General features: G+C 60.5%; 19 protein-coding genes. 8 read left to right on the forward strand and 11 right to left on the reverse strand.

The genetic code is table 11. The features are described from left to right. Positions 1–145: 145 nt before the first annotated feature. On the reverse strand, positions 146–1,441 hold the full coding sequence (gene eno / locus ACZO0A_RS08390) for a phosphopyruvate hydratase (protein WP_302150049.1): 1,296 nt from the start codon (positions 1,439–1,441) through the stop codon (positions 146–148). Between the two features lie 515 nt (positions 1,442–1,956). Between eno and ACZO0A_RS08395 the strand changes: the two genes are divergently transcribed. The 3 genes from ACZO0A_RS08395 to ACZO0A_RS08405 all read left to right on the forward strand — a co-directional run bounded on the left by ACZO0A_RS08395 (position 1,957) and on the right by ACZO0A_RS08405 (position 5,836). Further along, positions 1,957–2,970, forward strand: coding sequence for an HD domain-containing phosphohydrolase (locus ACZO0A_RS08395; protein WP_308132441.1), 1,014 nt, complete (start codon positions 1,957–1,959; stop codon positions 2,968–2,970). Between the two features lie 321 nt (positions 2,971–3,291). Continuing rightward, complete coding sequence (locus ACZO0A_RS08400; RefSeq protein WP_215692994.1) at positions 3,292–3,558, forward strand: DUF6110 family protein; 267 nt, start codon at positions 3,292–3,294, stop codon at positions 3,556–3,558. A 205-nt stretch (positions 3,559–3,763) separates the two neighbouring features. Continuing rightward, a complete protein-coding gene (locus ACZO0A_RS08405) occupies positions 3,764–5,836 on the forward strand; it encodes a heavy metal translocating P-type ATPase (protein ID WP_302376537.1) in 2,073 nt (690 codons plus the stop codon). A gap of 221 nt (positions 5,837–6,057) precedes the next feature. Here ACZO0A_RS08405 and ACZO0A_RS08410 read toward each other — a convergent pair whose 3' ends face one another. The 4 genes from ACZO0A_RS08410 to glpK all read right to left on the reverse strand — a co-directional run bounded on the left by ACZO0A_RS08410 (position 6,058) and on the right by glpK (position 10,705). Beyond that, entirely contained in the window at positions 6,058–6,426 is a 369-nt protein-coding gene (locus tag ACZO0A_RS08410; protein ID WP_302376535.1) for a DUF1667 domain-containing protein, read from the reverse strand. Between the two features lie 2 nt (positions 6,427–6,428). Beyond that, a complete protein-coding gene (locus tag ACZO0A_RS08415) occupies positions 6,429–7,682 on the reverse strand; it encodes an NAD(P)/FAD-dependent oxidoreductase (protein WP_302376534.1) in 1,254 nt (417 codons plus the stop codon). Positions 7,683–7,698: 16 nt separating this feature from the next. Further along, positions 7,699–9,135, reverse strand: coding sequence for an NAD(P)/FAD-dependent oxidoreductase (locus ACZO0A_RS08420; RefSeq protein WP_486846209.1), 1,437 nt, complete (start codon positions 9,133–9,135; stop codon positions 7,699–7,701). 67 nt (positions 9,136–9,202) lie between these two features. Further along, positions 9,203–10,705: a glycerol kinase GlpK gene (gene glpK, locus ACZO0A_RS08425; RefSeq protein ID WP_215693003.1), complete on the reverse strand. Its 1,503-nt coding sequence runs from the start codon at positions 10,703–10,705 to the stop codon at positions 9,203–9,205. Between the two features lie 406 nt (positions 10,706–11,111). Here glpK and ACZO0A_RS08430 point away from each other — a divergent pair, with 406 nt between their 5' ends. The 3 genes from ACZO0A_RS08430 (at position 11,112) to nagA (ending at position 14,682) form a co-directional block, all read left to right on the forward strand. Next, positions 11,112–12,587 carry a PTS transporter subunit EIIC gene (locus ACZO0A_RS08430; protein WP_486846210.1) on the forward strand — a complete coding sequence of 492 codons (1,476 nt, stop codon included), beginning with the start codon at positions 11,112–11,114 and terminating at the stop codon, positions 12,585–12,587. Positions 12,588–12,806: 219 nt separating this feature from the next. Beyond that, positions 12,807–13,535, forward strand: a complete 729-nt coding sequence (gene nagB / locus ACZO0A_RS08435) for a glucosamine-6-phosphate deaminase (protein ID WP_215693008.1) — start codon at positions 12,807–12,809, stop codon at positions 13,533–13,535. Between the two features lie 19 nt (positions 13,536–13,554). After that, positions 13,555–14,682: an N-acetylglucosamine-6-phosphate deacetylase gene (gene nagA / locus ACZO0A_RS08440; protein WP_215693010.1), complete on the forward strand. Its 1,128-nt coding sequence runs from the start codon at positions 13,555–13,557 to the stop codon at positions 14,680–14,682. Between the two features lie 318 nt (positions 14,683–15,000). On the opposite strand, the gene ACZO0A_RS08445 is transcribed toward nagA, so the two are convergent. After that, on the reverse strand, positions 15,001–16,335 hold the full coding sequence (locus ACZO0A_RS08445; RefSeq protein WP_215693012.1) for an alanine/glycine:cation symporter family protein: 1,335 nt from the start codon (positions 16,333–16,335) through the stop codon (positions 15,001–15,003). 216 nt (positions 16,336–16,551) lie between these two features. On the opposite strand from ACZO0A_RS08445, the gene ACZO0A_RS08450 reads away from it, so the two are divergent. Next, positions 16,552–17,778 carry a hypothetical protein gene (locus tag ACZO0A_RS08450; RefSeq protein WP_302371341.1) on the forward strand — a complete coding sequence of 409 codons (1,227 nt, stop codon included), beginning with the start codon at positions 16,552–16,554 and terminating at the stop codon, positions 17,776–17,778. Positions 17,779–17,946: 168 nt separating this feature from the next. Here the strand turns inward: ACZO0A_RS08450 and typA are convergent, their stop codons facing one another. Continuing rightward, on the reverse strand, positions 17,947–19,776 hold the full coding sequence (gene typA, locus ACZO0A_RS08455) for a translational GTPase TypA (protein ID WP_302376523.1): 1,830 nt from the start codon (positions 19,774–19,776) through the stop codon (positions 17,947–17,949). A gap of 191 nt (positions 19,777–19,967) precedes the next feature. Here typA and ACZO0A_RS08460 point away from each other — a divergent pair, with 191 nt between their 5' ends. After that, positions 19,968–21,623 carry a putative manganese-dependent inorganic diphosphatase gene (locus tag ACZO0A_RS08460; protein ID WP_215693021.1) on the forward strand — a complete coding sequence of 552 codons (1,656 nt, stop codon included), beginning with the start codon at positions 19,968–19,970 and terminating at the stop codon, positions 21,621–21,623. Between the two features lie 415 nt (positions 21,624–22,038). On the opposite strand, the gene ACZO0A_RS08465 is transcribed toward ACZO0A_RS08460, so the two are convergent. From ACZO0A_RS08465 to ACZO0A_RS08480, 4 genes are all read right to left on the reverse strand, one after another. Then, a complete protein-coding gene (locus ACZO0A_RS08465; protein WP_302376519.1) occupies positions 22,039–23,037 on the reverse strand; it encodes an acyltransferase family protein in 999 nt (332 codons plus the stop codon). Then, complete coding sequence (locus ACZO0A_RS08470; RefSeq protein ID WP_215693025.1) at positions 23,038–23,517, reverse strand: COG2426 family protein; 480 nt, start codon at positions 23,515–23,517, stop codon at positions 23,038–23,040. It lies immediately after the preceding gene. A gap of 163 nt (positions 23,518–23,680) precedes the next feature. Continuing rightward, complete coding sequence (locus ACZO0A_RS08475) at positions 23,681–24,439, reverse strand: ComF family protein (protein WP_291209302.1); 759 nt, start codon at positions 24,437–24,439, stop codon at positions 23,681–23,683. Then, entirely contained in the window at positions 24,426–24,728 is a 303-nt protein-coding gene (locus ACZO0A_RS08480; protein WP_302376517.1) for a hypothetical protein, read from the reverse strand. The genes ACZO0A_RS08475 and ACZO0A_RS08480 overlap by 14 nt, the downstream gene beginning before the upstream one ends. Positions 24,729–24,757 lie beyond the last annotated feature (29 nt).

Below are 24,757 nucleotides of genomic sequence, written 5' to 3' on the forward strand. Positions count from 1 at the left end.
TATGTTGTCTCGGCAACATTACAGAAATTTTACAAAGCTTCTTGCGCCAAAAACGCGCGATTGTTTCTACAGATGCGTAGGGGCGGGGCTCTGCTCCACCCCTACCGCACGCTTTTTGTCAAGCCCGAAGATTTTTCCCTGTTATTTACTTTTTAATATTAAACGCCCCAAATCCCGGGTACTGCGCAGCGCCGCCAAGCTCTTCCTCGATGCGGAGCAGCTGGTTGTACTTGGCAACGCGCTCACTGCGGCTGGGGGCACCGGTCTTGATCTGGCAGGTGTTCAGCGCAACGGCCAGGTCGGCAATGGTGGTGTCCTCGGTCTCGCCGGAGCGGTGGGAGGCAATGGCGGTGTAACCGGCCTTGTGGGCCATCTTGATGGCCTCCAGCGTCTCAGAGACAGAACCGATCTGGTTCAGCTTGATGAGGATGGAGTTGCCGCAGCCCAGGCTAATGCCCTTGGACAGGCGCTCGGTGTTGGTGACAAACAAGTCGTCGCCAACCAGCTGCACCTTGCCGCCCAGCTCCTTGGTCATGTGCTGCCAGCCTTCCCAGTCCTCCTCGTCGAGGCCGTCCTCGATGGAGTAGATCGGATATTTCTCGACCAGCCGCTTCCAGTGCTCGACCAGTTCCTCACTGGTAAAGACCTTGCCGCACTTGGGCAGCTTGTACTCGCCCTTCTTGCTTCCCTTCCACTCGCTGGAGGCGGCATCCATAGCCAGGACGAAGTCCTTGCCGGGCACGTAACCGGCCTTCTCAATAGCCTCGAGGATATACTGGATGGCCTCCTCGTCGCTGGCCAAATCAGGCGCAAAGCCGCCCTCGTCACCGACGGAGGTAGCCAAGCCCTTGCTCTTCAGCAGCGCCTGCAAGGCGTGGAACACCTCGGTGCACCAGCGCAGGCCCTCTTTGAAGCTGGGGGCACCGGCGGGCATGATCATGAATTCCTGCACATCCACGGTGTTGGCCGCGTGTGCGCCGCCGTTCAGAATGTTCATCATGGGCACAGGCAGCTTATTGCCGGACACGCCGCCCAGGAAGCGGTACAGGGGCACATCCAGAGAGATGGCGGCTGCGCGGGCCGCGGCGATGGAGACGGCCAGGATAGCGTTTGCGCCGAGGTTGGACTTATCCTTGGTGCCGTCGGCTTTCAGCATAGCGGCATCGACGGCGTAGATGTCAGAGGCGTCCATGCCGACAAGAGCCTCGTTGATGGTGGTGTTGATGTTCTCCACGGCCTTGCTGACGCCCTTGCCGCCGAAACGGCTCTTGTCGCCGTCGCGCAGCTCCAGGGCCTCAAATTCGCCGGTGGAAGCGCCGCTGGGGGCAGCGCCGCGGCCGATAGTGCCGTCCGCCAGCCAAACCTCGGCCTCAACGGTGGGGTTGCCGCGGGAGTCGATGATCTCGCGGCCAATGACTTTCTCAATTTCCAGATAGCTCATGATGCAAAGTCCTTTCTCTATAAAATACTTTTTACAGTATGCCCGGAAGGGGACAACGCGATACCATTTGGTTAGTGACTTCTAACCAGCCATAAGATAGCATAGACTAACCGCATTTGTCAAGGGGTATAAAAAAACAGCCGTCCGGCACATCAGACAGCTGAAACCGATAGTAAATTTGGCACAGCGAACATTTTGCCCTGTATCACGCTAGTTGTAGGGGGCGGCATCCCCGACTCCCCGCAAGTTGGCATGCGGTTTCCTCAGAGGTTGTAGGGCGGCCTGCCCTCAGGCCGCCCCGGAGGGGTCAAGACCCCGCCCTACAATGGCAACAGATAAATGGGTAGCCACCTCAAGGTCGCAGGCCGGGCACGCCCGGCCCCTACGGAGGTATAACCACACTCTTTTTCCAAGGTGTTTGCCGCGCACTTGACAAATTTTGCGCCGCGCAGTAAGATAGTCTAAACTAACAGTTAATCCATGCTAACCACAACCACTGGAAGGGAGACGCGGCTATGGCAAACCAGACACAGCGGCCGGACACCGCGCTGCACAATACAAGCCATCTGATGCAATATCATGACCTGATCGAGAGCATCGTCGCCGCCATGGACGCCCGCGATGCCTACACCGCCAAGCACTCCGACCGGGTAGCCGACATGGTACTGGTGCTGGCCACCGCCCTGGATTTGAGCGAGGATGAGACGACGCTCCTTCACATGGCCGCCCACCTGCACGATATCGGCAAGATTGCCGTGCCGGATTCCGTGCTGCGCAAGGCCGGGCCTTTGACCAACCCCGAGTGGGAGGAAATGCGCCGCCACCCCGTCACCGGGTATGAAATTCTTCGCAAGGTCGATGATTTCAAAGAGATTGCCGTGCTGGTGCGCCACCATCATGAGCGGTGGGACGGCCGCGGCTACCCCGACGGCCTGCGCGGCGCCGATATCCCGCTGGGGTCGCGCATTCTGGCGGTGGCGGATTCCATCGACGCCATGATGAGCAGCCGCAGTTACCGCCCGGCCATGACCAGCGCCGCCTGCCGCCGCGAAATTGAACGCAACAGCGGCATTATGTATGACCCCAGCGTGGCCGCCGCCGCGCTGGAGCATTGGGACGAGTTGGTCAGCCGCTATGCCGAGGCCGACACACCCCAGACGCCCTACTTTGACCGGATGCAGCTGGAGCACACCCGCCAGGCCCACGACTACCTGCTGACCCACCAGGGCAGCCGTATTACCCTGCCCGAGCTGGCCGCGCGGTTCCATCTTTCCCAAAGCTCGCTGAAGATCTGCTTTAAGGCGCTGTACGGCGTGCCGGTGGCCAGCTACCTGCGCGGGCTGCGAATGGACACCGCCGCCCAGCTTTTGCAGGAGAGCGACCTGCCGGTGGCCGAGATCGCGCACCGTGTCGGCTACGAGGACCCCAGCCGGTTTGCCGCGGCCTTCCGCCGCCACACCGGCCGCCGCCCCACAGAGCTGCGTCGGGTAGCGTGCCCGACGGTCCAGCGGCCCGCCAGCGGTGTGTGATCCACACATAAAATCCAATCTGCACATCACCCGTCTTTTTGGTCTAACCCAGTCATAACTAACCGTTGTAAAATTATGTTTAAACCTTACAGGTTCGCCCTTTAGGGCACAATTTATATAAGACAACACCGCACAATTCCCGCCTGACGGCTTAAGCACCGCTCCGGCGGCTGCGGCACGGCATCTGCGTTGCCAAAATGCTCGATAAGACATCCAGTATTATCTGCGCTTTTGGCTTAGCAGCTGCCGCACCTCGCTCGCCGTATCGGCACTTAGAATTATGCGGTATTGCCATAACTTTTTGTAAAGGGGATTTGAACTATGAATTGGGCAAAGATTGGTTTGTTTGCAGGCGGCGCACTGTTTGGTTCCGCCGGTATTGAGCTTCTGACCAGCAAGGACGCGAAGAAGGTGTACACCCAGTGCACCGCCGCCGTGCTGCGCATGAAGGATCAGGTCATGAAGACCGCCACCAGCCTGCAGGAGAACTGCGGTGACATCCTGGCCGACGCCAAGGAGATCAACGAGCAGCGCGCCGCCGAGGATGACGCCGTTGTTGAGGACGCCGCCGACAAGGCCGCCGAGTAATTTTTGACAGATTACTGCAAATGCAGCCGACGCCATGTAGGGGCGGCATATAGGCCGCCCGCAACCACACGGCGGACGACTACTAGCGGGTAGGCTGCGGGGCGCATATATGCGCCCCCTACACCTCTACTGCGTTTTAACGCTTGCTAAAAAAGCCTTCCCCACCTACCGGGGAAGCCTTTTTTATTTCTTGGGAGAGTAGCTTATGAAATGGAATATTCTGCACGAGAGCCGCGGGCGGATGCGCCTGCACCTCAACAAAAAGCGGATGTCTTTAGCCGAGGCAGACCAGCTGCAGGACTACCTGACTGCCCTGCCCAGTGTGCGCACTGCCGCCGTGTATGAGCGCACCTGTGACGTCGTGGTCGTCTACACCGCTGACCGCGCCGGGGTCGTCAAGGGGCTGGCCGCTTTCAAGTTCGATGTGGAGGCCCTGGCCGAAGTCCCGGCCAACAGCCCCCGCGCCGTCAACCGCGAATATCAGGAAAAGCTCGTCAATATGACGATCTTCCACTTTGCGCGCAATCTGTTCCTGCCTGCACCGCTGCGCATGGCCTACACGCTGGTGCGCAGCGTGCCCTACGTTTTCCACGGTCTGCGCTGCCTGTGGCGGCGCAAGCTGGAAGTCGAAGTGCTCGACGCGCTGTCCATCGGCGTTTCGATGCTGCGCGGCGACTTCTCGACCGCCGGGTCGGTCATGTTCCTGCTGCGCCTGGGCGAACTGCTGGAAGAATGGACCCGCAAGAAGTCCCTGGGCGACCTGGCCCGCTGTATGTCGCTGAATGTCGACCGCGTCTGGCAGCAGACCGCCGAGGGCGAAGTGCTGGTGCCGATTTCCCAGGTCCGCGCAGGCGACGCCATCGTCGTACACACCGGCAGTGTCATCCCGCTGGACGGCAAAGTGCTGGACGGCGAGGCCAGCGTCAACCAGGCATCGCTGACCGGCGAGGCCGAGCCTGTGCGCAAGTCGAACGGTGCCGTCGTCTACGCCGGCACCGTCGTCGAGGAAGGCCAGATCACCGTGACTGTGGAGCAGCAGGCCGGCAACGGCCGCTATGACCAGATCGTCAAGATGATCGAGAATTCCGAGAAGCTGAAGTCTGCCAGCGAGACCCGCGCTGCGGCCCTGGCGGACAAGCTGGTACCGTACAGTCTGCTGGGCACCGCTGTGACCTACGCGCTGACCCGCAACGTGACCCGCGCGATCTCGATTCTGATGGTCGATTTTTCCTGTGCGCTCAAGCTGTCTATGCCGCTGGCCGTGCTGTCCGCCATGCGCGAGTGCGGCAGCTACCACATCACAGTCAAGGGCGGCAAATATCTTGAGGCCTTGGCCAACGCCGACACCATCGTGTTTGACAAGACCGGCACGCTGACCCACGCGACCCCCACCGTCGTGCAGGTCGTGCCCTTCGGCACCCGCACTGAGGACGAAGTCCTGCAGATCGCGGCCTGCCTGGAAGAGCACTACCCCCACTCGATGGCGAACGCCGTCGTCCAGGCGGCCGCCGCGAAGGGCATCCGCCACGACGAGATGCACAGCGAGGTGCAGTACGTCGTCGCCCACGGCATCGCCAGCCAGATTGGCGGCGAGAAGGCCGTCATCGGCAGCCAGCACTTTGTCTTTGAGGACGAGGGCTGCTGCATCCCGACGGCCGAGTGCGATAAATTCGACGCATTACCGCCAGAATATTCCCACCTGTATCTTGCCATCGGCGGTGTGCTGGCCGGTGTCATCTGCATTGCCGACCCCCTGCGCGAGGAAGCCGCCGAGGTGCTGCGCCAACTGCGCAGCTTAGGCATCCGCAAGGCCGTCATGATGACCGGCGACAACGACCGCACGGCGTCGGTGATTGCCAACCAGGTCGGCGTGGACCGCTACTACTCCGAGGTCTTGCCCGAGGACAAAGCCAACTTTGTGGAGGCCGAAAAAGCCGCCGGGCACACCGTTATCATGCTGGGCGACGGCATCAACGACTCCCCTGCCCTGTCCGCCGCTGACGTCGGCATTGCCATCAGCGACGGCGCGGCCATTGCCCGGGAAATTGCGGATATCACGATTGCCGCCGACAGCCTGCGCGAGCTGGTGATTTTGAAGAGCATCGCCAACGGCCTGCAAAAGCGCACGAAGGCGAACTACCGCTTTATCATGAGCTTCAACAGCTCCCTGATCGTGCTGGGTGCCATGGGCATCCTGCCTCCCGCCACCTCCGCCCTGCTGCACAACGCCTCGACCCTCGGCGTCAGCTTAAAGAGCATGACGAATTTGCTGGGGTAAAATTTTCCAGCCTTCCTCCCGAGGGGGAAGGTGGCCCCGCAGGGCCGGATGAGGGGCGGATGTGCCGGTGTTTCCCGGTAAAAGGGTTGCCGCGGCGTGGTTCTGCGGGCGAACAATGTTCGCCCCTACACGCTCTGCCCCGGTGCCCACCATCACAACCAAAAATTTTTCCCATAAAAACCACCCCGCCCGGGCCATCACGCCCGGGCGGGGTTTCTGTGTTATCCTCGTTTTTCCACATTCTTGGTTGCGATCACATCCACGCCGGTGTCGGCGGCATTGGGCAAAATCACCTGCCCGATCACCACCGGCGCAGCGACCTCCACCGCTTTCAACGCGCGGATGATATCGAAAATCTTGCCCTTCGGGATATCGCTGCGGGTCTTGCAGCTCACGGCGGCCAACGAACCGCCTGTCACGCGCACCGTCGTGGTCACGATGCGGGTGGGGGCCGTCACTTCCTTGCGGGCGTAGGCGTCGCCCCGCGGGCAGGTGTTGCCGCGCACCGACACCACCGCGCCACCGTCCAGTTCCACCGTCAGGGCGCAGCCCATCGGGCAGCCGATGCAGGTCAATTCACGTTTTTCCATCGTCAGCCCTCCTCCAAAGTCACGGTCACGGCGTCGCCTGCGCCGCGCAGCAGGTCGGCTTTCAGCCGCACAGTCTCCATCTCACCGGGGGCCAGCACAGGCCGCCGACGGCTGAAAATGCAGGTATCACCCAGGTAGACCGCGATTTTTTTGTTTTTGTACACGCCGCCCACCCGGAAGCGCAGCGTCACGGTGTCGCCCGCGCAGTCGGGGCGGATGGCCGTGGGCACGGTGTAGCGCACACCGTTTTCGCAGCGCACAGGCAGTGTACGCCCGGCTGCGTGTTCGCTTTTCAGAATGTACGCGGCGGCGTGTTCGCCCGCTGCCCCCGCTTCCTCGGAGACATAGTCCACCAGGTCATGTACGTGGAGCACGTTGCCCGCCGCAAACACGCCGGGGATGTTCGTCTCCAGGCTCTCGTTCACGCTGGGGCCGCCGGTGATGGGACTGAGCGCCACCCCCGCCGCGCGGCTCAGCTCATTCTCGGGCAGCAGCCCGCAGGAGAGCAGCAGCGTGTCACAGTCGTAATGTTCCTCGGTGCCGGGGATGGGCTTGCCGTTTTCGACCTGCGCGATCGTGATGCCGGTCACGCGCTCTTTGCCCTGGATATCCACCACGGTATGACTCAGTTTCAGCGGGATGTCGAAATCATCGAGGCACTGTACAATATTGCGCTTCAAACCGCCGGAGTAGGGCATCAGCTCGGCCACGCAGAGGACCTTTGCGCCCTCCAGCGTCATGCGCCGCGCCATGATAAGCCCGATATCGCCGCTGCCCAGGATCACGACCCGCCGCCCGGGGAGATACCCCTCCATGTTGACGAGCCGCTGCGCCGTGCCTGCGGTAAAGATGCCCGCCGGGCGGTAGCCCGGGATGTTCAGCGCACCGCGCGGGCGCTCACGGCAGCCCATGGCCAGAATCACGGCCTTGGGGTGCAGCTGGAACAGGCCGTCCGATTTGTTCATGGCCGTCACGGTCTTGTCCGCCGCCAGATCCAGCACCATGGTGTTGAGCTTATATTCGATGCCCAGCGCTTGCACCTGCGCGATGAACCGTGCGGCGTACTCGGGGCCGGTCAATTCTTCTTTGAAGGTATGCAGCCCAAAACCGTTGTGGATGCACTGGTTCAGGATGCCGCCCAGCTCACTGTCGCGCTCCAGAATCAGGATGTCCTGCACGCCGTTTTTGCGTGCCGCCACGGCTGCCGCCAGCCCGGCAGGGCCGCCGCCGATGATGACCAAATCTACATTTTTCATTGCCGCAGCCCCCCTTTCAAAACGCATCTTTATTTGTGCCGACGATGATTTTGGAGTTACCGCCGGATTTTGTGATTTCACTTTGGGCCACGCCCAGCTCCCGCGCCAATATCTCCATGACGCGGGGGCTGCAGAAGCCCGCCTGGCAGCGGCCCATGCCCGCGCGGGTGCGCCGTTTGACACCGTCCAGGCTGCGTGCGCCGGGCGTGCGGTGGATGGCGTCGATGATTTCGCCCTCGGTCACGCTCTCGCATCGGCAGATGATTTGGCCGTAGGCCGGGTTTTGTTTAATAAGTTCGGCCCGCGCGGCAAAATCCAGCGCCTTGGGATCCAGGATGCCCTTGCGTGTCGGGTCAAAGGCCGGGTTTTCCTTTAGCTGCAAGCTGTCCCGCACAATGCCCGCCACCATCGCGCCGATGGCCGGGGCGCTGGACAGGCCCGGGGACTCGATGGCCGCGCAGTCCACAAAGCCGGGGGCGATCTCCCCGATGAAAAAGTCATGCCGTGCCTCGTGGGCGCGCAGGCCCGCAAAGCTCGTGATGGTCTGGCGCAGCGGGATATCCTTGACCGCCAGCCCGGATTTTGTGCGCACCTCGTCCAGGCCCGCCGCCGTTGTGGCGGTAGCCTCCTTGTCGTCCACATCGATGGCCGTGGGGCCAACCAGCAGGTTGCCGTGGACCGTGGGCGTGACCAGCACGCCCTTGCCGTACTTGCCCGGCAGCTGGAACACCGTGTGCCGCACGTGTTGTCCGGCCGTGTGGTCCAACAGGAAGTAATCCCCGCGCCGCGCGGTAATTTTCATCGGGTGGGCAGCGTCGGCCAGGTTGTGCAGCGTGTCGGCGTAGACGCCCGCCGCATTGACGATGCAGCGCGCCTGGCAGCTGCCGCGGTCGGTATCGACCTGCCAATCGCCCCCGGGCAGTGGGTGCAGACCGGTGACTTTGGTGTCAAACCGGAACTGCACGCCGTTTTTGGCTGCGTTTTCGGCCAGGGCGTAGGTCAGGCCAAAGGGGCAGACGATGCCGCCGGTGGGTGCCCACAGGGCGGCGACGGCGGTGTCGGCAATGTTCGGTTCCATCGTGACCAACTCGTCGCGCTCGACGATGCGCAGCCCTTCCACGCCGTTGGCGACGCCGTTCTCGTAGAGTTTTTGCAGCGCGGGGCGGTCGTCCTCACTCAGGCAGACGACAAGACTGCCGCACTGGTCGTAGGCAAAGTCCAACTCCTTGGCAAGGGCAGGCATACGGCGGCTGCCCTCGACGTTGAGCTGCGCCATCAGGCTGCCGTTTGCGGCGTCGTACCCGGCGTGAACGATGGCGCTGTTGGCCTTGGACGTGCCGCAGCAGACGTCCTCCTCTTTCTCCAGCACCAGAATATCCGCGTTATAGCGCGAAAGTTCCCGTGCGCAGGCACACCCAGACACGCCCGCGCCAATGATGATGATATCGTGCATATATTGTACCTCGTTTGTTGGTTCGTGCGGTTGGAGTGGCTTCCCCCCCTAAGGGGAAGGCTTTGGGTCAATCCTCCTTCGCCCAGCCGTAGCTGCAGCGCACGGCCTTATTCCAGCCCTGGATGCGCCTGGTGCGCTCGGCTTCGGTCAGGGCGGGCACAAATTCGCGATCCACCGACCAGTTTTTCAGTACGTCGTCTGTGGACTGCCAGTACCCCACCGCCAGCCCGGCCAGATAGGCCGCGCCCAGCGCCGTGGTCTCCACGCAGCAGGGCCGCTTGACCGGCCGGGCGCTGATGTCCGCCATCGTCTGCATCAAATAATTGTTAGCGCACGCGCCGCCGTCCACCTTCAGCGCTGTCAGCGGAATGCCGGCATCCGCCTGCATCGCGGTCAGCACGTCGTTGATCTGGTAGCACAGGCTGTCCAGTGTCGCGCGGATGATGTGGTTTTTGTTCACGCCGCGCGTCAGCCCCACGATGGCCCCGCGGGCGTACTGGTCCCAGTGGGGTGCGCCCAGGCCGGTGAACGCGGGCACAACGTAACAGCCGTTCGTGTCCTTGACCTTCTGGGCCATGTACTCGCTGTCGCGGGCGTCCTCCAGCAGATGCAACTCGTCCCGCAGCCACTGGATGGCCGCGCCGGCCACAAAAATAGAACCTTCCAGCGCGTAATTTACCTTGCCGTCCAGTCCCCACGCCACCGTCGTGACCAGTCCGTTGTGGGAGAATACCGGCTTTTCCCCGGTGTTCATCAGCAGAAAGCCGCCGGTGCCGAAGGTGCTTTTCGCCTCGCCCTTGGTAAAGCAGGTCTGGCCGAACAGTGCGGCCTGCTGGTCACCCGCCGCGCCCGCAATTTTGATCTCGCCGCCAAAGTGCATCGGGTCGGCGTACTCGTAAAATTCGCTGTTGGGCACAGGCTTCGGCAGCATACAGCGCGGTATATCGAGGATTTGCAGAATCTCGTCGTCCCAGTCCAGCGTGTGGATGTTGAACAGCATCGTCCGGCTGGCGTTGGAGTAGTCGGTCACGTGGATCTTGCCGCAGGTCAGCTTCCAGATCAGCCAGGTCTCCACCGTGCCGAACAGCAAATCGCCCCGCTCGGCCCGCGCGCGCACGCCGGGGACGTTATCGAGTATCCACTTTAACTTTGTGGCCGAGAAGTAGGCATCAATGACAAGGCCGGTCTTTTCGCGGAACTTTTCGGTCAGGCCGCGGGCTTTCAGCTCGTCGCAGTATTCGCTGGTGCGGCGGCACTGCCAGACAATGGCGTGGCAGACCGGCTCGCCGGTGTCACGATCCCAGACGATGGTCGTCTCGCGCTGGTTCGTGATGCCGATGGCAGCGATATCCTCCGCCGACGCGCCGATCTGGTTCATGGCCGAGAGCGCCACGCCGAGCTGGGTGGTCCAGATTTCGTTGGCGTCATGCTCGACCCAGCCCGGTTTTGGGAAGTACTGGGTAAATTCCTTTTGTGCCACACTGCACATTTCGCCCCGGGCGTTAAAGAGGATGCAGCGGTTCGACGTCGTACCGGCGTCCAGCGCCATAATGTACTTTTGGTTAGCCATCGCAATTCTCCTTTATCCTTTATAATAATGGAAAACCGATATTTGCCTTTATTATACAGGATGTTCATCTTTTATGCGCGTGGCAAATGTACCAAAGATTTGTGCAGATTTTTGGTATTGCGACACCAAAAGTGAAGAATTTCCCCTCTGAACGCCTATGCTATGAAAATCACTTTCTTAATAATCATTGATTTTTTAACATTTTTGGGCAAAAATCAATGGTCTGTTTGAATTATGCACAAAAAGTCCGTCGAAAATTCAGCTTTTCGCTGATTCTGCGAAAAACGCTTTCTTTTTTGTGAAGAATATGTTAAGATGAGATTAACAAAGTGCGCTGTTCGCAGAACCAGGCGGCCCCGCACCGAGTTGGGAAAGACCCACTCACAATTTTTGGAGGAATGCTTTTATGATGAAGTATCTGCAGAAGCTCGGCAAAGCTCTTATGCTTCCCGTTGCTGCACTGCCTGTCTGTGGTATCCTGATGGGCATTGGTTACGCTTTCGCTCCCGCTGTTATGGGTGCTGAGGGCGCAACTTCCGGTTTCGCTTACACTCTCGGTTTCCTGCTGATCAAGGCCGGCGGCGCCCTGATCGACAACATGGCCTGGCTGTTCGCCATCGGCGCTGCCGTCGGTCTGTCTGATGACCACGACGGCACTGCCGGTCTGGCCGGTCTGGTCAGCTTCCTGATGATGCAGCAGCTGCTCAGCCCCGGCGTTGTCGGTGCTGTCCGCACGCTGGAGGAAGGCACCGTCGATTACATTGCTTTCAGCAAGATCGCCGGCAACTCCTTCATCGGCATCCTGGCCGCCATCATCGGTGCTGCCTGCTACAACAAGTTCAAGAACACCCAGCTGCCTGACTGGCTGGCATTCTTCAGCGGCAAGCGCAGCGTTGCTATCGTGACCGCCGTTGTTTCCATCGTGGTTTCCGTTGTTCTGCTGTTCGTCTGGCCCGTCATCTTCGGCGCTCTGGTTGCCCTCGGCAACGGCATTGCCAAGATGAACGGCATCGGCGCCGGCATCTACGCTTTCCTGAACCGTCTGCTGATCCCCACCGGCCTGCATCACGCTCTGAACAACGTGTTCTGGTTCGACACCATCGGTCTGGGCGACCTGAGCCACTACTGGGCCGGCGATGTCACCGGTCAGAATGGTGTCAATTGGGACCTCGGCATGTACATGTCCGGCTTCTTCCCCTGCATGATGTTCGGTATTGCCGGTGCTGCTCTGGCCATGGTCCAGACTGCCAAGAACAAGAAGGCTGCTATCGGTCTGGTTGTTTCCGCTGCTATCTGCGCTTTCGTCTGCGGCGTTACCGAGCCGTTCGAGTTCGGCTTCATGTTCCTCTGCTTCCCCCTGTATGTTGTCTATGCTGCTCTGTACGGCATCTTCACCATCATCACCTACTACTCCGGCTTCCGCGCAGGCTTCTGCTTCTCCGCCGGTGCTACCGACCTGATCTTCTCCGCCAGCCTGCCCGCACATGCTAAGACCTGGATGATCATCCCTCTGGGCATCGCCGCTTTCGTTGTCTTCTATCTGGTCTTCAAGTTCGCTATCGTCAAGTTCGACCTGAAGACTCCCGGCCGTGAGGACGAGGATGCCGAGGCTGCTGAGGCCAACATCACCCTCGCCAACAACGACTTCACCGCCATCGCCTCCGGCGTTCTGGCTGCTGTCGGCGGCAAGGACAATGTTGCCAACGTTGACTACTGCGCCACTCGTCTGCGCTTCGAGGTCAAGGACAGCACTGCTGTCAACGAGAAGGCCGTCAAGGCTGCTGGTGCTGCCGGCGTTATCCGCCCCAGCAAGACCGCTTGCCAGGTCGTTATCGGCCCCAAGGTTCAGTTCGTGTATGACGAGCTGAAGAAGATGCTGTAAAAATCAGCACTGCCAGGTAAAGGTCTGGTTCCCTTTATCAAATCCGCCGCGGGCGGGCGTCAAGCCCACCCGCGGCTTTTATTTTTACCATAGCAAAAACTGCTGCGGAATTTTGGGATAAAAAGCAATTTCTGCTTATAGTATCCCACCCGCAGCGTGGTATAATGAAGATAGGAGAACCGGGGCAACGCGCCCCGAAAAAACAGGAGGTATTGTCTTATGAAGATCATCCGTGCAAAAGATTACTACGATATGTCCCGCAAGGCCGCCAACATCATTTCGGCCCAGGTCATCATGAAGCCCAACTGCGTGCTGGGCCTGGCTACCGGCGGCACCCCCGTGGGCACCTACAAGCAGCTGGTCGAGTGGTACAACAAGGGCGATATCGACTTCTCCGAGGTCACGACCGTCAACCTGGACGAGTACCGCGGCCTGCCGAAGGAGCACCCCGAGAGCTATTGGAGCTTCATGCACCGCAACCTGTTTGACCATGTGAACATCCGCCCCGAGGCCATCAACCTGCCCGATGGCACGAACCTCGACGCTGCGGCCGAGTGCGCCCGCTATGACGCCATCATCCACAGTGTCGGCGGCGTTGACCTGCAGCTGCTGGGCATCGGCAACGACGGCCACATCGGCTTCAACGAGCCGAACGAGGCCTTCGAGCTGGGCACCCACTGCGTTGACCTGAAAGAGGAGACCATTGAGGCCAACAAGCGCTTCTTCGACGGCAACGCCGACCTGGTCCCCAAGCAGGCCTACACCATGGGCATCAAGACCATCATGCAGGCCCGCAAGGTCCTGATGGTCGCCAACGGCAAGGGCAAAGCCGACATCGTCAAGAAGGCGTTCTTCGGCCCTGTCACGCCGGAGGTCCCCGCCAGCATCCTGCAGATGCACCCCGACTTCATCCTGGTCGGTGACGAGGAAGCTCTGAGCGAGATCTGATCAGCGGAGGAATACTGCTATGATCATCAAAAATGCAAAAGTGTACAGCGACGGCTGTCGCTTTGTGGAAAAAGACCTCATCATCCGTAACGGCCGTATCGTGTTTGGCGCGGCGGCCCAGGAGGGCGAGGAAATCATCGACGCAGGTGGTGCCTACGCGCTGCCGGGTCTTGTGGATATCCACTTTCACGGCGCGGTCGGCCATGATTTCTGCGACGCTGACGAGGCAGGCCTGCAGGCCATCGCCGACTTTGAGGCCAGCAAGGGCGTTCTCGCTATCTGCCCCGCCACGATGACTTTCAGCGAGGAGATCCTGAGCGGCATCATGGATGTGGCCGCCGCCCACAAGAACGACCACGGTGCAGATTTGGTGGGCATCAACATGGAAGGCCCCTACATCAGCCCGAAGAAGGTCGGTGCCCAGAACCCGAAGTACGTCATGGGCGCGGACGCTGCGATGTTCCGCCGTTTGCAGGCGCGCAGCGGCGGGCTGATCAAGCTGGTGGACGTAGCCCCCGAGGAGCCGGGCAACCTGGATTTCATCAAGGAATGCCGCGACGAGGTGCGTATTTCCATCGCCCACACCTGCACGAGTTACGACACGGCCAAGGCCGCGTTTGCCGCCGGTGCCACCCACATGACCCACCTGTACAACGCGATGCCGGGCATCACCCACCGTGAGCCGGGCCCCATCATTGCCGCGCTGGAAGAAGGTGCCGAGGTCGAGCTGATCACCGACAACGTACACATCCACCCGGCCATGGTGCGGTTTACCTTTAACACGTTTGGCGACGACCATGTGATCCTGATTGCCGACAGCATGATGGCCTGCGGCCTGCCCGACGGCCAGTACAGCCTGGGCGGCCAGGCTGTCACGGTGCGCGGTCCCCGCGCGACCCTGACCGAGCAGCCCGGCACGATTGCGGGCAGTGCGACCTGCCTGTTCGACTGCATGAAGCGTGCGGTGCTGGAGATGGGCGTCCCCCTCGAGAGTGCCGTCCGCGCCGCTACCCTGAACCCGGCCCGCAGCATCGGCATCGATGCCGATTACGGCAGCCTGGATGCCGGGCGGATCGGCAATGTTGTCCTCGTTGACGATAAGCTGGATATCCTGAAGGTGATTCGCCACGGCGAGGTGCTCTGCTAAAGTGGAAACGGCAGTCTCCCGGGAGATATTTTTCGACGGAGCATACCCACGCCCCTAGGAATCCCAAAGAGGAAGTCGGGTGTTCCCCCGCGCACTTTAGGGAAAAACTAAAGTATGTAGAGTTGTAGGGCGGCCAGCCCTCTGGCCGCCGCACAGTGCCCTTACTGCAACTCACCACTTTAGTTGTAGGGGGGGCGGCTTCCTCGACGCCCCGGGCCGTTTGCCTTTACCGCCCCTTCCCCTTCCATCATACAAAAAATCCTGCCGACACTTTCATCGGCAGGATTTTTTGCTTTATTCCTATCTATCCATCCGTTCTTACTTCCGGTCGATCGCCACGACCACACCCGACAGCGCCAGCAGGGCCAGCAGGTTGGGCACAGCCATCAGGCCATTGAACAGGTCGGCCAGCGCCCACACCAAATCCACTTTCAGCGTGGAACCAACCAAAATAAACACGACCACGATAAGGCTGTACACCGGCAGCATCTTCTCACCGAACAGCGTTTTAAAGTTCGACTGGCCGAAGAAATACCAGCCGATGATCGTCGAAAACGCGAAGAAGAACATACACACCGCAATGAAAATCGGCCCAAACCCGCCGAACGCCTGGCTGAACGCAGCCTGGGTCAACGCCGTGCCGGTCAGTCCCTCAGGGATCAGCCCCGACGTGATGAGCACCAGGCCGGTCAGCGTCAGCACAACGAACGTGTCGACAAACACACCCAGAATTGCCACTGCGCCCTGATCCTGCGGCTGCTTGACCTTTGCCAGCGCGTGGGCATGCGGCGTCGAGCCAAGGCCCGCCTCGTTGGAGAACAGGCCGCGGGCCACGCCAAAACGCATAGCCTGCTGCACGGTCACACCGGCCAGGCCGCCTGCCATCGCCTGCGGCTGGAATGCCAGCACAAACACCTGCTTCAAAGCGTTGGGCAGGACCTTCGCGTTCATGACCAGGATAACGATGCAGCCCACAATGTAAAACGCCGCCATGACAGGTACGATTTTTTCCGTTACAGCGGCAATTCTCTGCACGCCGCCCAGGAAGATGAACGCCGCAATGGCCGCCACAACGACGCCCACCACCAGCCGGTTCACGCCAAAGGCGTTGTGGAATGCGTCGCCGATGGAGTTGGACTGGACCATGTTGCCCATGAAGCCCAGCGCCAGAATGATAAGTACCGAGAACACGGTCGCCAGAATCTTGCCGAGTTTGCCCTTGAATGCCGCCCGGATGTAGTACGCCGGGCCGCCGGTCACATGGCCGTTCACGGTCGTCTTGTAGTGCTGCGCCAGCACGGCCTCGGCATAGATGGTCGCCATGCCGAAGAACGCCGACATCCAGGTCCAGAACAGTGCACCCGGGCCGCCGCTGACCAGCGCCGTAGCGCAGCCGGTGATGTTGCCGGTGCCCACCTGCGCCGCAATGGCCGTCGTCAGCGCCTGAAAGCTGCTCATGCCCTCGGCGTCCGCCTTTTTGCCGCGCAGCGTGAACCCGCCGAACACGCGGCGGAAGCCCTCGCCAAAGCGGCGCACCTGCACGCCCCGCAGCCGAATCGTAAAGAAAATGCCTGTGCCTACGAGCAAAAACAGCAGAAACGAGTTCCAGACAATATCGCTGAACTGCTCAACAAACGTGGTAAATGCCGTCATATTGACCCCCTATTTCTTTCACATCCCAATACCCCGCCGCAATGCGGGTGACTTTATTACTATACTATGATTTTTGTGTAAAGTCAAGTGTATTTATTCGGCGCACAGTTTAACAAAAAAATTTGTAAATACTGCCAAAATCGCCCTTCTGTGTAACAAGTAGGACACAACCGCATGGTATACTACCCGCAAATCAAACCAGAAAGGGGAATCACCATGAAAAAACTTGCTCTTGTATTTGCGGCTGCGCTGGCCCTGACCGCCTGCACCGCTGCGCCGACCGAGACAGCAACCGTCCCTGCCGCCGCCGACCCGCCCGCCGAGGCAGCGGCAACCGAGGAAAATGCGGACGCGGAGCAGTTCCCGGTGGGGGAGCTGCGGCTGTGTGATGACTGGCGGCGTGACACGGACACAGCCTATTACACGCTGTATGGCGACGTGGACACGACCGAGCTTACAGGGCTGAAGCTGGACTATGCCGACGGTGTGCAGACCAAGATAATGTCGCTCGATATTGCCGATACCCCCCACTCCGATTTTCTTGTCACAAACGATAATGTAGTTCGCATGTTTTTGTCGAACGCGGACGGATCAGAGTTTCGTTTCAAGACTTTTTACCCGGATGGCCGCAGTGAAGAACGGACTGCCAGCCAGGAAATTACGCCCACTGTTTATGACGAGTATGCGGCCTATGTCCTGCGCGACAACTATGTTGCCCGCTTGGACTGGCAAACCGGAGAGGTTACAACGTGGGACGCGTCGATTCCACAGATACATACCGTGCTTGGCGGTGCGGGCGGCAAGGTGTTGTTGACCCGCATCGTCTCCGACATGCCGCTGCCCACCGATGCCGAAATGTTTGAGGCCGTGCTGCAAAACTCCCTGATGGAGTATGATTTATACGATCTTGCGTCGAACACGCTGGAAAAGCTGTTTGCCGACGACTTCTACCCGGACGGCGGTTGGAAAACTTACCTGGGATATCGCGGAGATATGCTGTACTTTGTGCAGGGAAGCCCCGATGGCGACGACTACAAAGAGCTTTTGCTGGGGTACGACCTCACGACAGGCACCATGCAGGAGTTGTACGCAGAGGAAGCCACCGATTGTGTGGGTGCCTTTAACAGCCCGAAGAGCTTTAGCCGCGGCGGGCAGTTGGAATTGGTGTTCCTGCAAAGCACGCCGGACGCGCTGCATATCTATAACATCGCCGACGGCCAGATGTACAACGTACCCTGCCACGACCCGACGCTGAACGCCGCCTATGGTATCGAGGAAAACTACGGCCGCCCCATCGCCGTGACCGGGGATGGCCGTGTGCTTGTGATTGACGGTTACGCCCAACGCGGCGGCTACACGGTGGATGCCTATGGACTGATCGACCTGGATGATTATCTGGCAGGCAGCACCGACTACCAACCCGTGCAGATGTGGGCACAGTAGGGGCGGCATATATGCCGCCCGAGGACTTCCCATAAACGACCGTTTTCCGTACACGCGCGGACGGCACATGTGCCGCCCCCACAATGCGGCAATGTTTTACCGCAGAATCGTAAATAAAAAAGCAAGAGCCGCTCCACTCGGGGGCGGCTCTTGCTGTATCGTGCAAAATTACTTATTCTTCTTGCTGGCGGCCTTCATGCGCAGGTCGTGGTCCAGAATGCGCTTGCGGATGCGCAGGTTCTCAGGGGTAACTTCCAGCAGCTCGTCGGGGGCCAGGAATTCCAGGCAGCCCTCCAGGCTGAACTTGGAAACCGGCACCAGACGCAGGGCGTCGTCGCTGCCGGAGGCGCGGGTGTTGGTCAGGTGCTTCGTCTTGCAGACGTTGACCGTGATATCCTCGCCGGTCGGGGTGTAGCCGACGACCTCGCCCGCGTAGACCTTCTCGCCGGCGTTGACGATCAGGGTGCCGCGCTGCTGGGCGTTGAACAGGCCGTAGGTGACGGCGTCGCCGGTATCAAAGCTGATGAGGGAGCCGGTGGAGCGGGTCTGGATATCACCGCACCATTCCTCGTAACCGTCGAAGATCGTGTTCATGATGCCCTCACCGTGGGTGTCGGTCAGGAACTGGCTGCGATAGCCGAACAGGCCGCGGCTGGGCATACGGAACTCAATGCGGGAACGGCTATTCATCATCTGCATATTCATCAGGATGGCCTTGCGCGCGCCCAGAGCGGTCATAACGTTGCCCTGATAGATCTCGGGCACGTCGATGACAACGCGCTCCATAGGCTCCATGACCTTGCCGTTCTCCTCGTGAGTCAGAACGTGCGGGGGGCTGACCTGCAGCTCATAGCCTTCGCGGCGCATCGTCTCGATCAGGATGGACAGATGCATCTCGCCGCGGCCCATGACGCGGAAGGAATCGTTGGTGGCGGAATCCTCGACCTTCAGGGCGACATCCTTCAGCAGCTCGCGCATCAGGCGGTCACGGATCTGGCGGGAGGTGACGTACTTGCCCTCCTTGCCGGCGAACGGGGAATCGTTGACCGAGAAGGTCATCTCGACCGTGGGGTCGTTGATCTTGACGAAGGGCAGAGGCTGCACCTTGCTGGGGTCGCAGATGGTGTTGCCGATGGAGATATCGGGCAGACCTGCGAAGGCGACGATATCGCCCGCCTGGGCGCTCTCGATCGGCTCACGGCCATTGGCCTTGAAGTCGAACAGCTTGGTGATGCGGCCGCTCATATGCACATCGGGGTTGTGCCAGTCGCAGACCTGGATGGGGCTGCCGACCTTGATAACGCCGTTCTGCACGCGGCCAACGCCCATGCGGCCGACGAAATCGTTGTAGTCAACGCTGGAAACCAGCATCTGCAGCGGCTCGTCAGGCTCACCCTCCGGCGGCTGCACATATTTCAGGATGGTGTCAAACAGGGGCTTGAGGTCCGTGCCGGAGGAAGGATCGGTCCAGTCATAGCTGGCCGTGCCGTTACGGCCGGAGCAGAAGACCATCGGGCTGTCCAGCTGCTCGTCGGTAGCACCCAAGTCCATCAGCAGCTCCAGAATCTCGTCGATGACTTCCGCAATGCGGGCGTCGGGGCGGTCGATCTTGTTGACCGCGATGACGAGAGACAGGTTTTGCTGCAAAGCCTTCTGCAGAACAAAGCGGGTCTGGGGCATGCAGCCCTCGGCTGCATCGACCAGCAGCAGAACGCCGTTGACCATCTTCAAAACGCGCTCGACCTCGCCGCCGAAGTCCGCGTGGCCCGGGGTGTCGACGATGTTGATCTTAACGCCGTTGTACTCGCAGGAGCAGTTCTTGGCAAGGATCGTGATGCCGCGCTCGCGTTCGATATCGCCGGAGTCCATGACGCGCTCGGCGACCTGCTGGTTCGCACGGAAAGCACCGGACTGCTTCAGCATCTGGTCGACCAGCGTCGTTTTGCCGTGGTCAACGTGCGCAATGATCGCAACGTTGCGGAGATTTTCCTGAATCATATACGTTCCCTCTCAAATTAGAAATGCCGATATACTGATATTTGCAGGGGTATAACCCCAATATCCACATACTATTTTATAATACGCTATTATGTTCAATTTGTCAAGAATCGCAAAACGCAAAAAAGTGTGCTATAATACAGAATATTATAGTTATATTTTACACTAATCATGCAATGAGGGGAACCACTATGGCAAATACGATGCGCCACATCAATATCATTGGTCACCAGAACCCGGACACGGACTCCATCTGCTCCGCGCTGGCCTATGCGTGGCTGAAAAACCGCGGCAGCCTGACCGGCCTGTATGAGGCCCGCCGCGCCGGGCACGTCAATCGCGAGACGAAATTTGTTTTGCAGCATTTCGGCGTCGAGCCGCCGCGCCTGTGTACCGATGTCAGCCCGCAAATTAAAGATATCGACATCCGCAAGCAGGCCGGCATTGACGGCGAAATGAGCCTGCGCGCCGCCTGGAACCTGATGCGCGATGTGGAAATCGACACGCTCTGCATCGTCGATGACGAGAACGAGCTGCAAGGCCTTATCACCATCAAGGACATTGCCGACGCAAACATGGATCTGTTTGACACGGCCGTGCTGGCCGCCGCCAACACCCGCTGCACAAATGTGTTGGAGACGTTGGAAGCGGAGCTCATCGTCGGCAACGCCGACGCCCACATTGACAGCGGCGTCATCTGCATCGGCACCAGCCCGGAAATCATGGAAGAACTGGTCAAGCCCGGCGACATCGTGCTTGTCTCCAACCGGTACGAGACGCAGATGTGCGCCATCGACTGCGGTGCACAGGCCATCATCGTCTGCTGCGGCTCGGCGGTGCCCCGTACCATCGTGGCCCGCGCCCAGGAGAAGGGCTGCGCCGTGCTGGCAACCCCCTACGACACCTACGCCGCCGCGCGGCTCATCTCCACCGCCGCGCCGGTGCGCCACTTTATGCGCACGAAAGAGCTGCTGAAATTCAGCGTCAATACGCCGATCGAGGACGCGAAAAAGGTCATGGCCAGCGTGCGCCACCGCTACTTCCCGATTCTGGACGAGAACGGCAAGTACTGCGGCGTCGTCAGCCGCCGTAACCTCTTGAACCTGCACCGCAAGCAGCTGATTTTGGTTGACCACAACGAGCGCACCCAGGCCGTGGACGGTCTGGAACAGGCGGATATTTTGGAGATCATTGACCATCACCGCATCGGCAGCCTGGAAACGACCGGGCCGGTCTATTTCCGCAATGTGCCGGTGGGCTGCACAGCAACGATTTTGTACCAGATGTACGGCGAGCAGGGCCTGACGCCCAGCCGCGAGATCGCGGGCCTGCTGCTGTCGGCCATTCTGTCCGACACACTGGTGTTCCGCTCGCCTACGTCCACCCCGCAGGACGAGGCCACCGCCAAGGCGCTGGCCGAGATCGCGGGCGAGGATATCCAGATCTACGCCGAGCAGATGTTTGAAGCGGGCGCGGACCTGACCGGCCGCACAGCCGAGGATGTGTTCAGCTCGGATTTCAAGGCGTTCAGCCGCGGCGACGTCAAGTTCGGCGTCGGCCAGTCCACCTACATGACCGACAAATCCCGCGCCGCCGCTGAGGCGCTGGTGGAGCCGTATCTGCCCGAGGCCAGCCGCCGCGAGGGTCTGCCGCTGATTTTCTATATGTTCACTGACATGAAGACCCAGAGTACGGATTTGATGTTCTACGGCCACAACGCCGAGGAGATCATCCGGGATGCGTTCCATGTTGAGCCGGAAGGCGATATTGCCAAGCTGCCTGGCGTCGTCAGCCGCAAAAAACAGCTGATTCCCCCGCTGCTGGCCGCGCTGCAGGCGCGGCAGTGACCGATTAACGGCAGCCTCCCGGGAGGTCTTACTTTCTTTTGTGACCAAAAGAAAGTAACAAAGAAAAGTCTCGCTGTTGCGACGCAGCGAACCCGCGCCTCGTGGGCTATACGCCCCCGAGACCCCCAAAGCGGAAGTCGGAAGGGGCGGTGGCTACGCGAACGCAGTATTACTGTTCGCGCTTAACGCCCCCGCCCCTTCCTTCACTTTTGAGTCGGGTGTTCCCCCGAACCCCCGCGGCGATAAACTTCTTATCGCTCTGTAGGGGCCGGGCATGCCCGGCCCGCAACTTATCGAAAAATCCCTTTCACGGCCAATCCGTAGGGGAGGGATTCATCCCTCCCGCACACCTCCCCATCGCCACCCACCACACAAAAAAGGACGCACAACCGTTAAGGTCATGCGTCCTTTATTTTTATGCCAGCTTTTTTATGGCCTTGCTGATTGGCCCGCTCACCGCCATCAGCACTGCCGCCAGCGCAAAGCTGACGACCAGATACACCGGGAACATCCCGGTCAGCGGCAGATCGAACCGCGCCGCGACCCGCAAGAACACCAGCGTCAGCAGCACGTGATGCACAAGGTACACGCCATAGCACCAGCCCGCCAGCCGCCGCAGGGCAGGGCAAAACCGCCGGGGCAGCCGCTGCCCGGCAGCATAGACCGCCCAGAACAGCACCGCCGCCAGCACCAGCAGCACGGCCAGGCGCGGGACCGCATCTACCCACAAAAGCGGGCAGACCGCCAGTCCGACACAAATGCGATAGGACGGTTGCACGTCGTTTTTTAATGAACTGCCGAACCACACGCCCAGTGCAAACGCAGGTAAACGGCCCAACACTGTGTGCCCGGCCTCCCACGGCGCAGGGCAGACCAGCGGCCAGACAACCGCCAGCACCGCCATCAAGACGCCCAGCGCCCTGCGGCGCAGCGGTGTTTCCATGCACCACAAAAGCAGCGGGAACACGAGATACAAAATCAGGATAACGCCCAAAAACCACTCGCCAATTTTGTAGAAAGTGACGGTCACAGGGGCTAAATATCCGTCCAGTCCCAGCACCGAAAATACAACGCGCCAGCGCGGGATATCGGCGTTGTTGCCGTGCAGGACCTCACCGTAGACAAACAGCGCCGCAAACCCCAGCCAGAATGCCGGGTAGGTGGCCGCCGCACGTCCCACAAAGTAGCGCCGGGCGTCAAACCGTCCCTGCCATTGCAGGCAGAGTGCCGCACCCGACAGCAGAAAAAACCACGCCAGCCCGATTTCTACCCAGTCAGCCATACCGCGCCCAATGAGCGCCGTCGGCACGGCAAAGCCCAGCCGCGCGGCCTCGATGCAATAGTGGTAGCACAGCACCGGCAGCAGCGCCGCCAGCCGCACCACATCCAGCCCGGGGCGATAGTTGCGGGGCATTTACGCCACGACCGCGCCGAAGGCGGAGACACCCAGCACGCTCAGCGCACCCATGATGCAGCCCGCCAGCAGCACGCCGCCCATGCAGGCGCGGACACTGGACTTGAAATCCATATCCAGCAGGCTGGCGGCCAGCGTGCCGGTCCAGGCACCGGTGCCCGGCAGCGGGATGCCAACGAACAGCAGCAGCGCCCAGGGCAGGCCGCGGCCAGCCTTGGCCTTCAGCTTCTCGCCGCCCTTGTGGCCTTTTTCCAGGCAGAAGGTGAAGAATTTGCCAATGACCGGCTTACCCGCACCCCATTCCAGCACCTTGCGGGCAAAGAAGAAAATGATGGGCACCGGGATCATATTGCCGATGATGGCAATGATGTACACCTGCCACAGCGGCAGGCCCATGGCCACGCCCACCGGGATCGCGCCGCGCAGTTCGATCAGGGGGACCATCGAAATAAAGAACACACTCAGGTATTTTGTCAGCATTTGAAAACCTCGCTTAAACGTTCAAAACCATAGTACAGACAAATTTAATTATACAAAATATTTATGTGCTTGGCAAGAGGGCACACCCATAAAATTTGCCCAAAAATCCGGCGGGCACAAAAAATCCCACCCCCGCGCCGCGCGGAGGTGGGCGCATACAGTCTCATTTCGTTTTCTTCCGCTTTTCTTTCGGCAGCTCCTCCGCCACAGCCACGGCGGCTACCGTCACATCCGTGGCCCCGGCTTGCAGCAGGGCCAGCGCACAGGCCGACGCCGTCGCCCCGGTGGTGATGATATCATCCACCAGCAGCACGCGCTTGCCGGTCAAATCCGCGCCCGGGTGGCAGACAAACGCGCCCCGGGCATTTTGCAGGCGCTCGTCCCGGGTCAGCTCCTTCTGCGGGCGGGTGCCGGGGCGGACCGAAAGCGGCGTTTCCACCGGGATCCCCAACACCTGCCCCAAGCGCCGCGCCAGCAGCAGCGGCAGGCCAGGCACACCGGGCAGCGGCTGGCGGGGCGGCACCGGCACAATGCAGTTGTACAGCGGCAGCATGGCGACGCCCAGATATTGCGGCAGCCCGCCCACCCGCCTGGCGGGCAGCGCACCGAACACCAACACCGCCATGCGGTCGGCCAGCTCCCGGGCACGCCAGGGGCTGCCGCCGCGCTTGCAGCGCAAAATCGCACTGCGCACCGTGTCGGCATAATAGTAGGCTGCGGCAGCCTGGCTCAGGGCATAAAAGCTGTGCTCCCCTTCCGGCAGGCGCGGTGGGATGTGCTGCAGCCGCATTTCTTCGGGCACGCAGGCCGGGCAGACGGTCCCCTGCAAGGCATCCGCGCCCAGCAGCGCCCCACAAAAGGGACACCGCCGTGGGAACAGCGCATCCGCCAGCCGGGGCAGCCACTTTTTAATAGAATCCACAGCCGTGCCTGCCATTCTGTTTGACCTGGTACAACGCCTGATCGGCATCCTTGAAGATGCTCTGGCCGGGGTTCTCGCGGTCGGTAAAGATGGTCGCCGCGCGCCCCTGGTTGCTGCGGATCAGTTCTGTCAGGCTCTCAATGCCCTCCGTCACTTTGTTGGTGACGTCGTTGCGCATATTCTGATACTGGCTGTTGCAGACCAGCTGCTGGGCTTTGCGCATCTGCTCGGCGTCCGACATGGCAAGGTCGCTGTCATGCAGCGTGACCGCGATATCAAAGACACTCACACGTTGTATTCTAATTTTTTTCAACGGCA

This window comes from Gemmiger sp., from assembly GCF_057431175.1.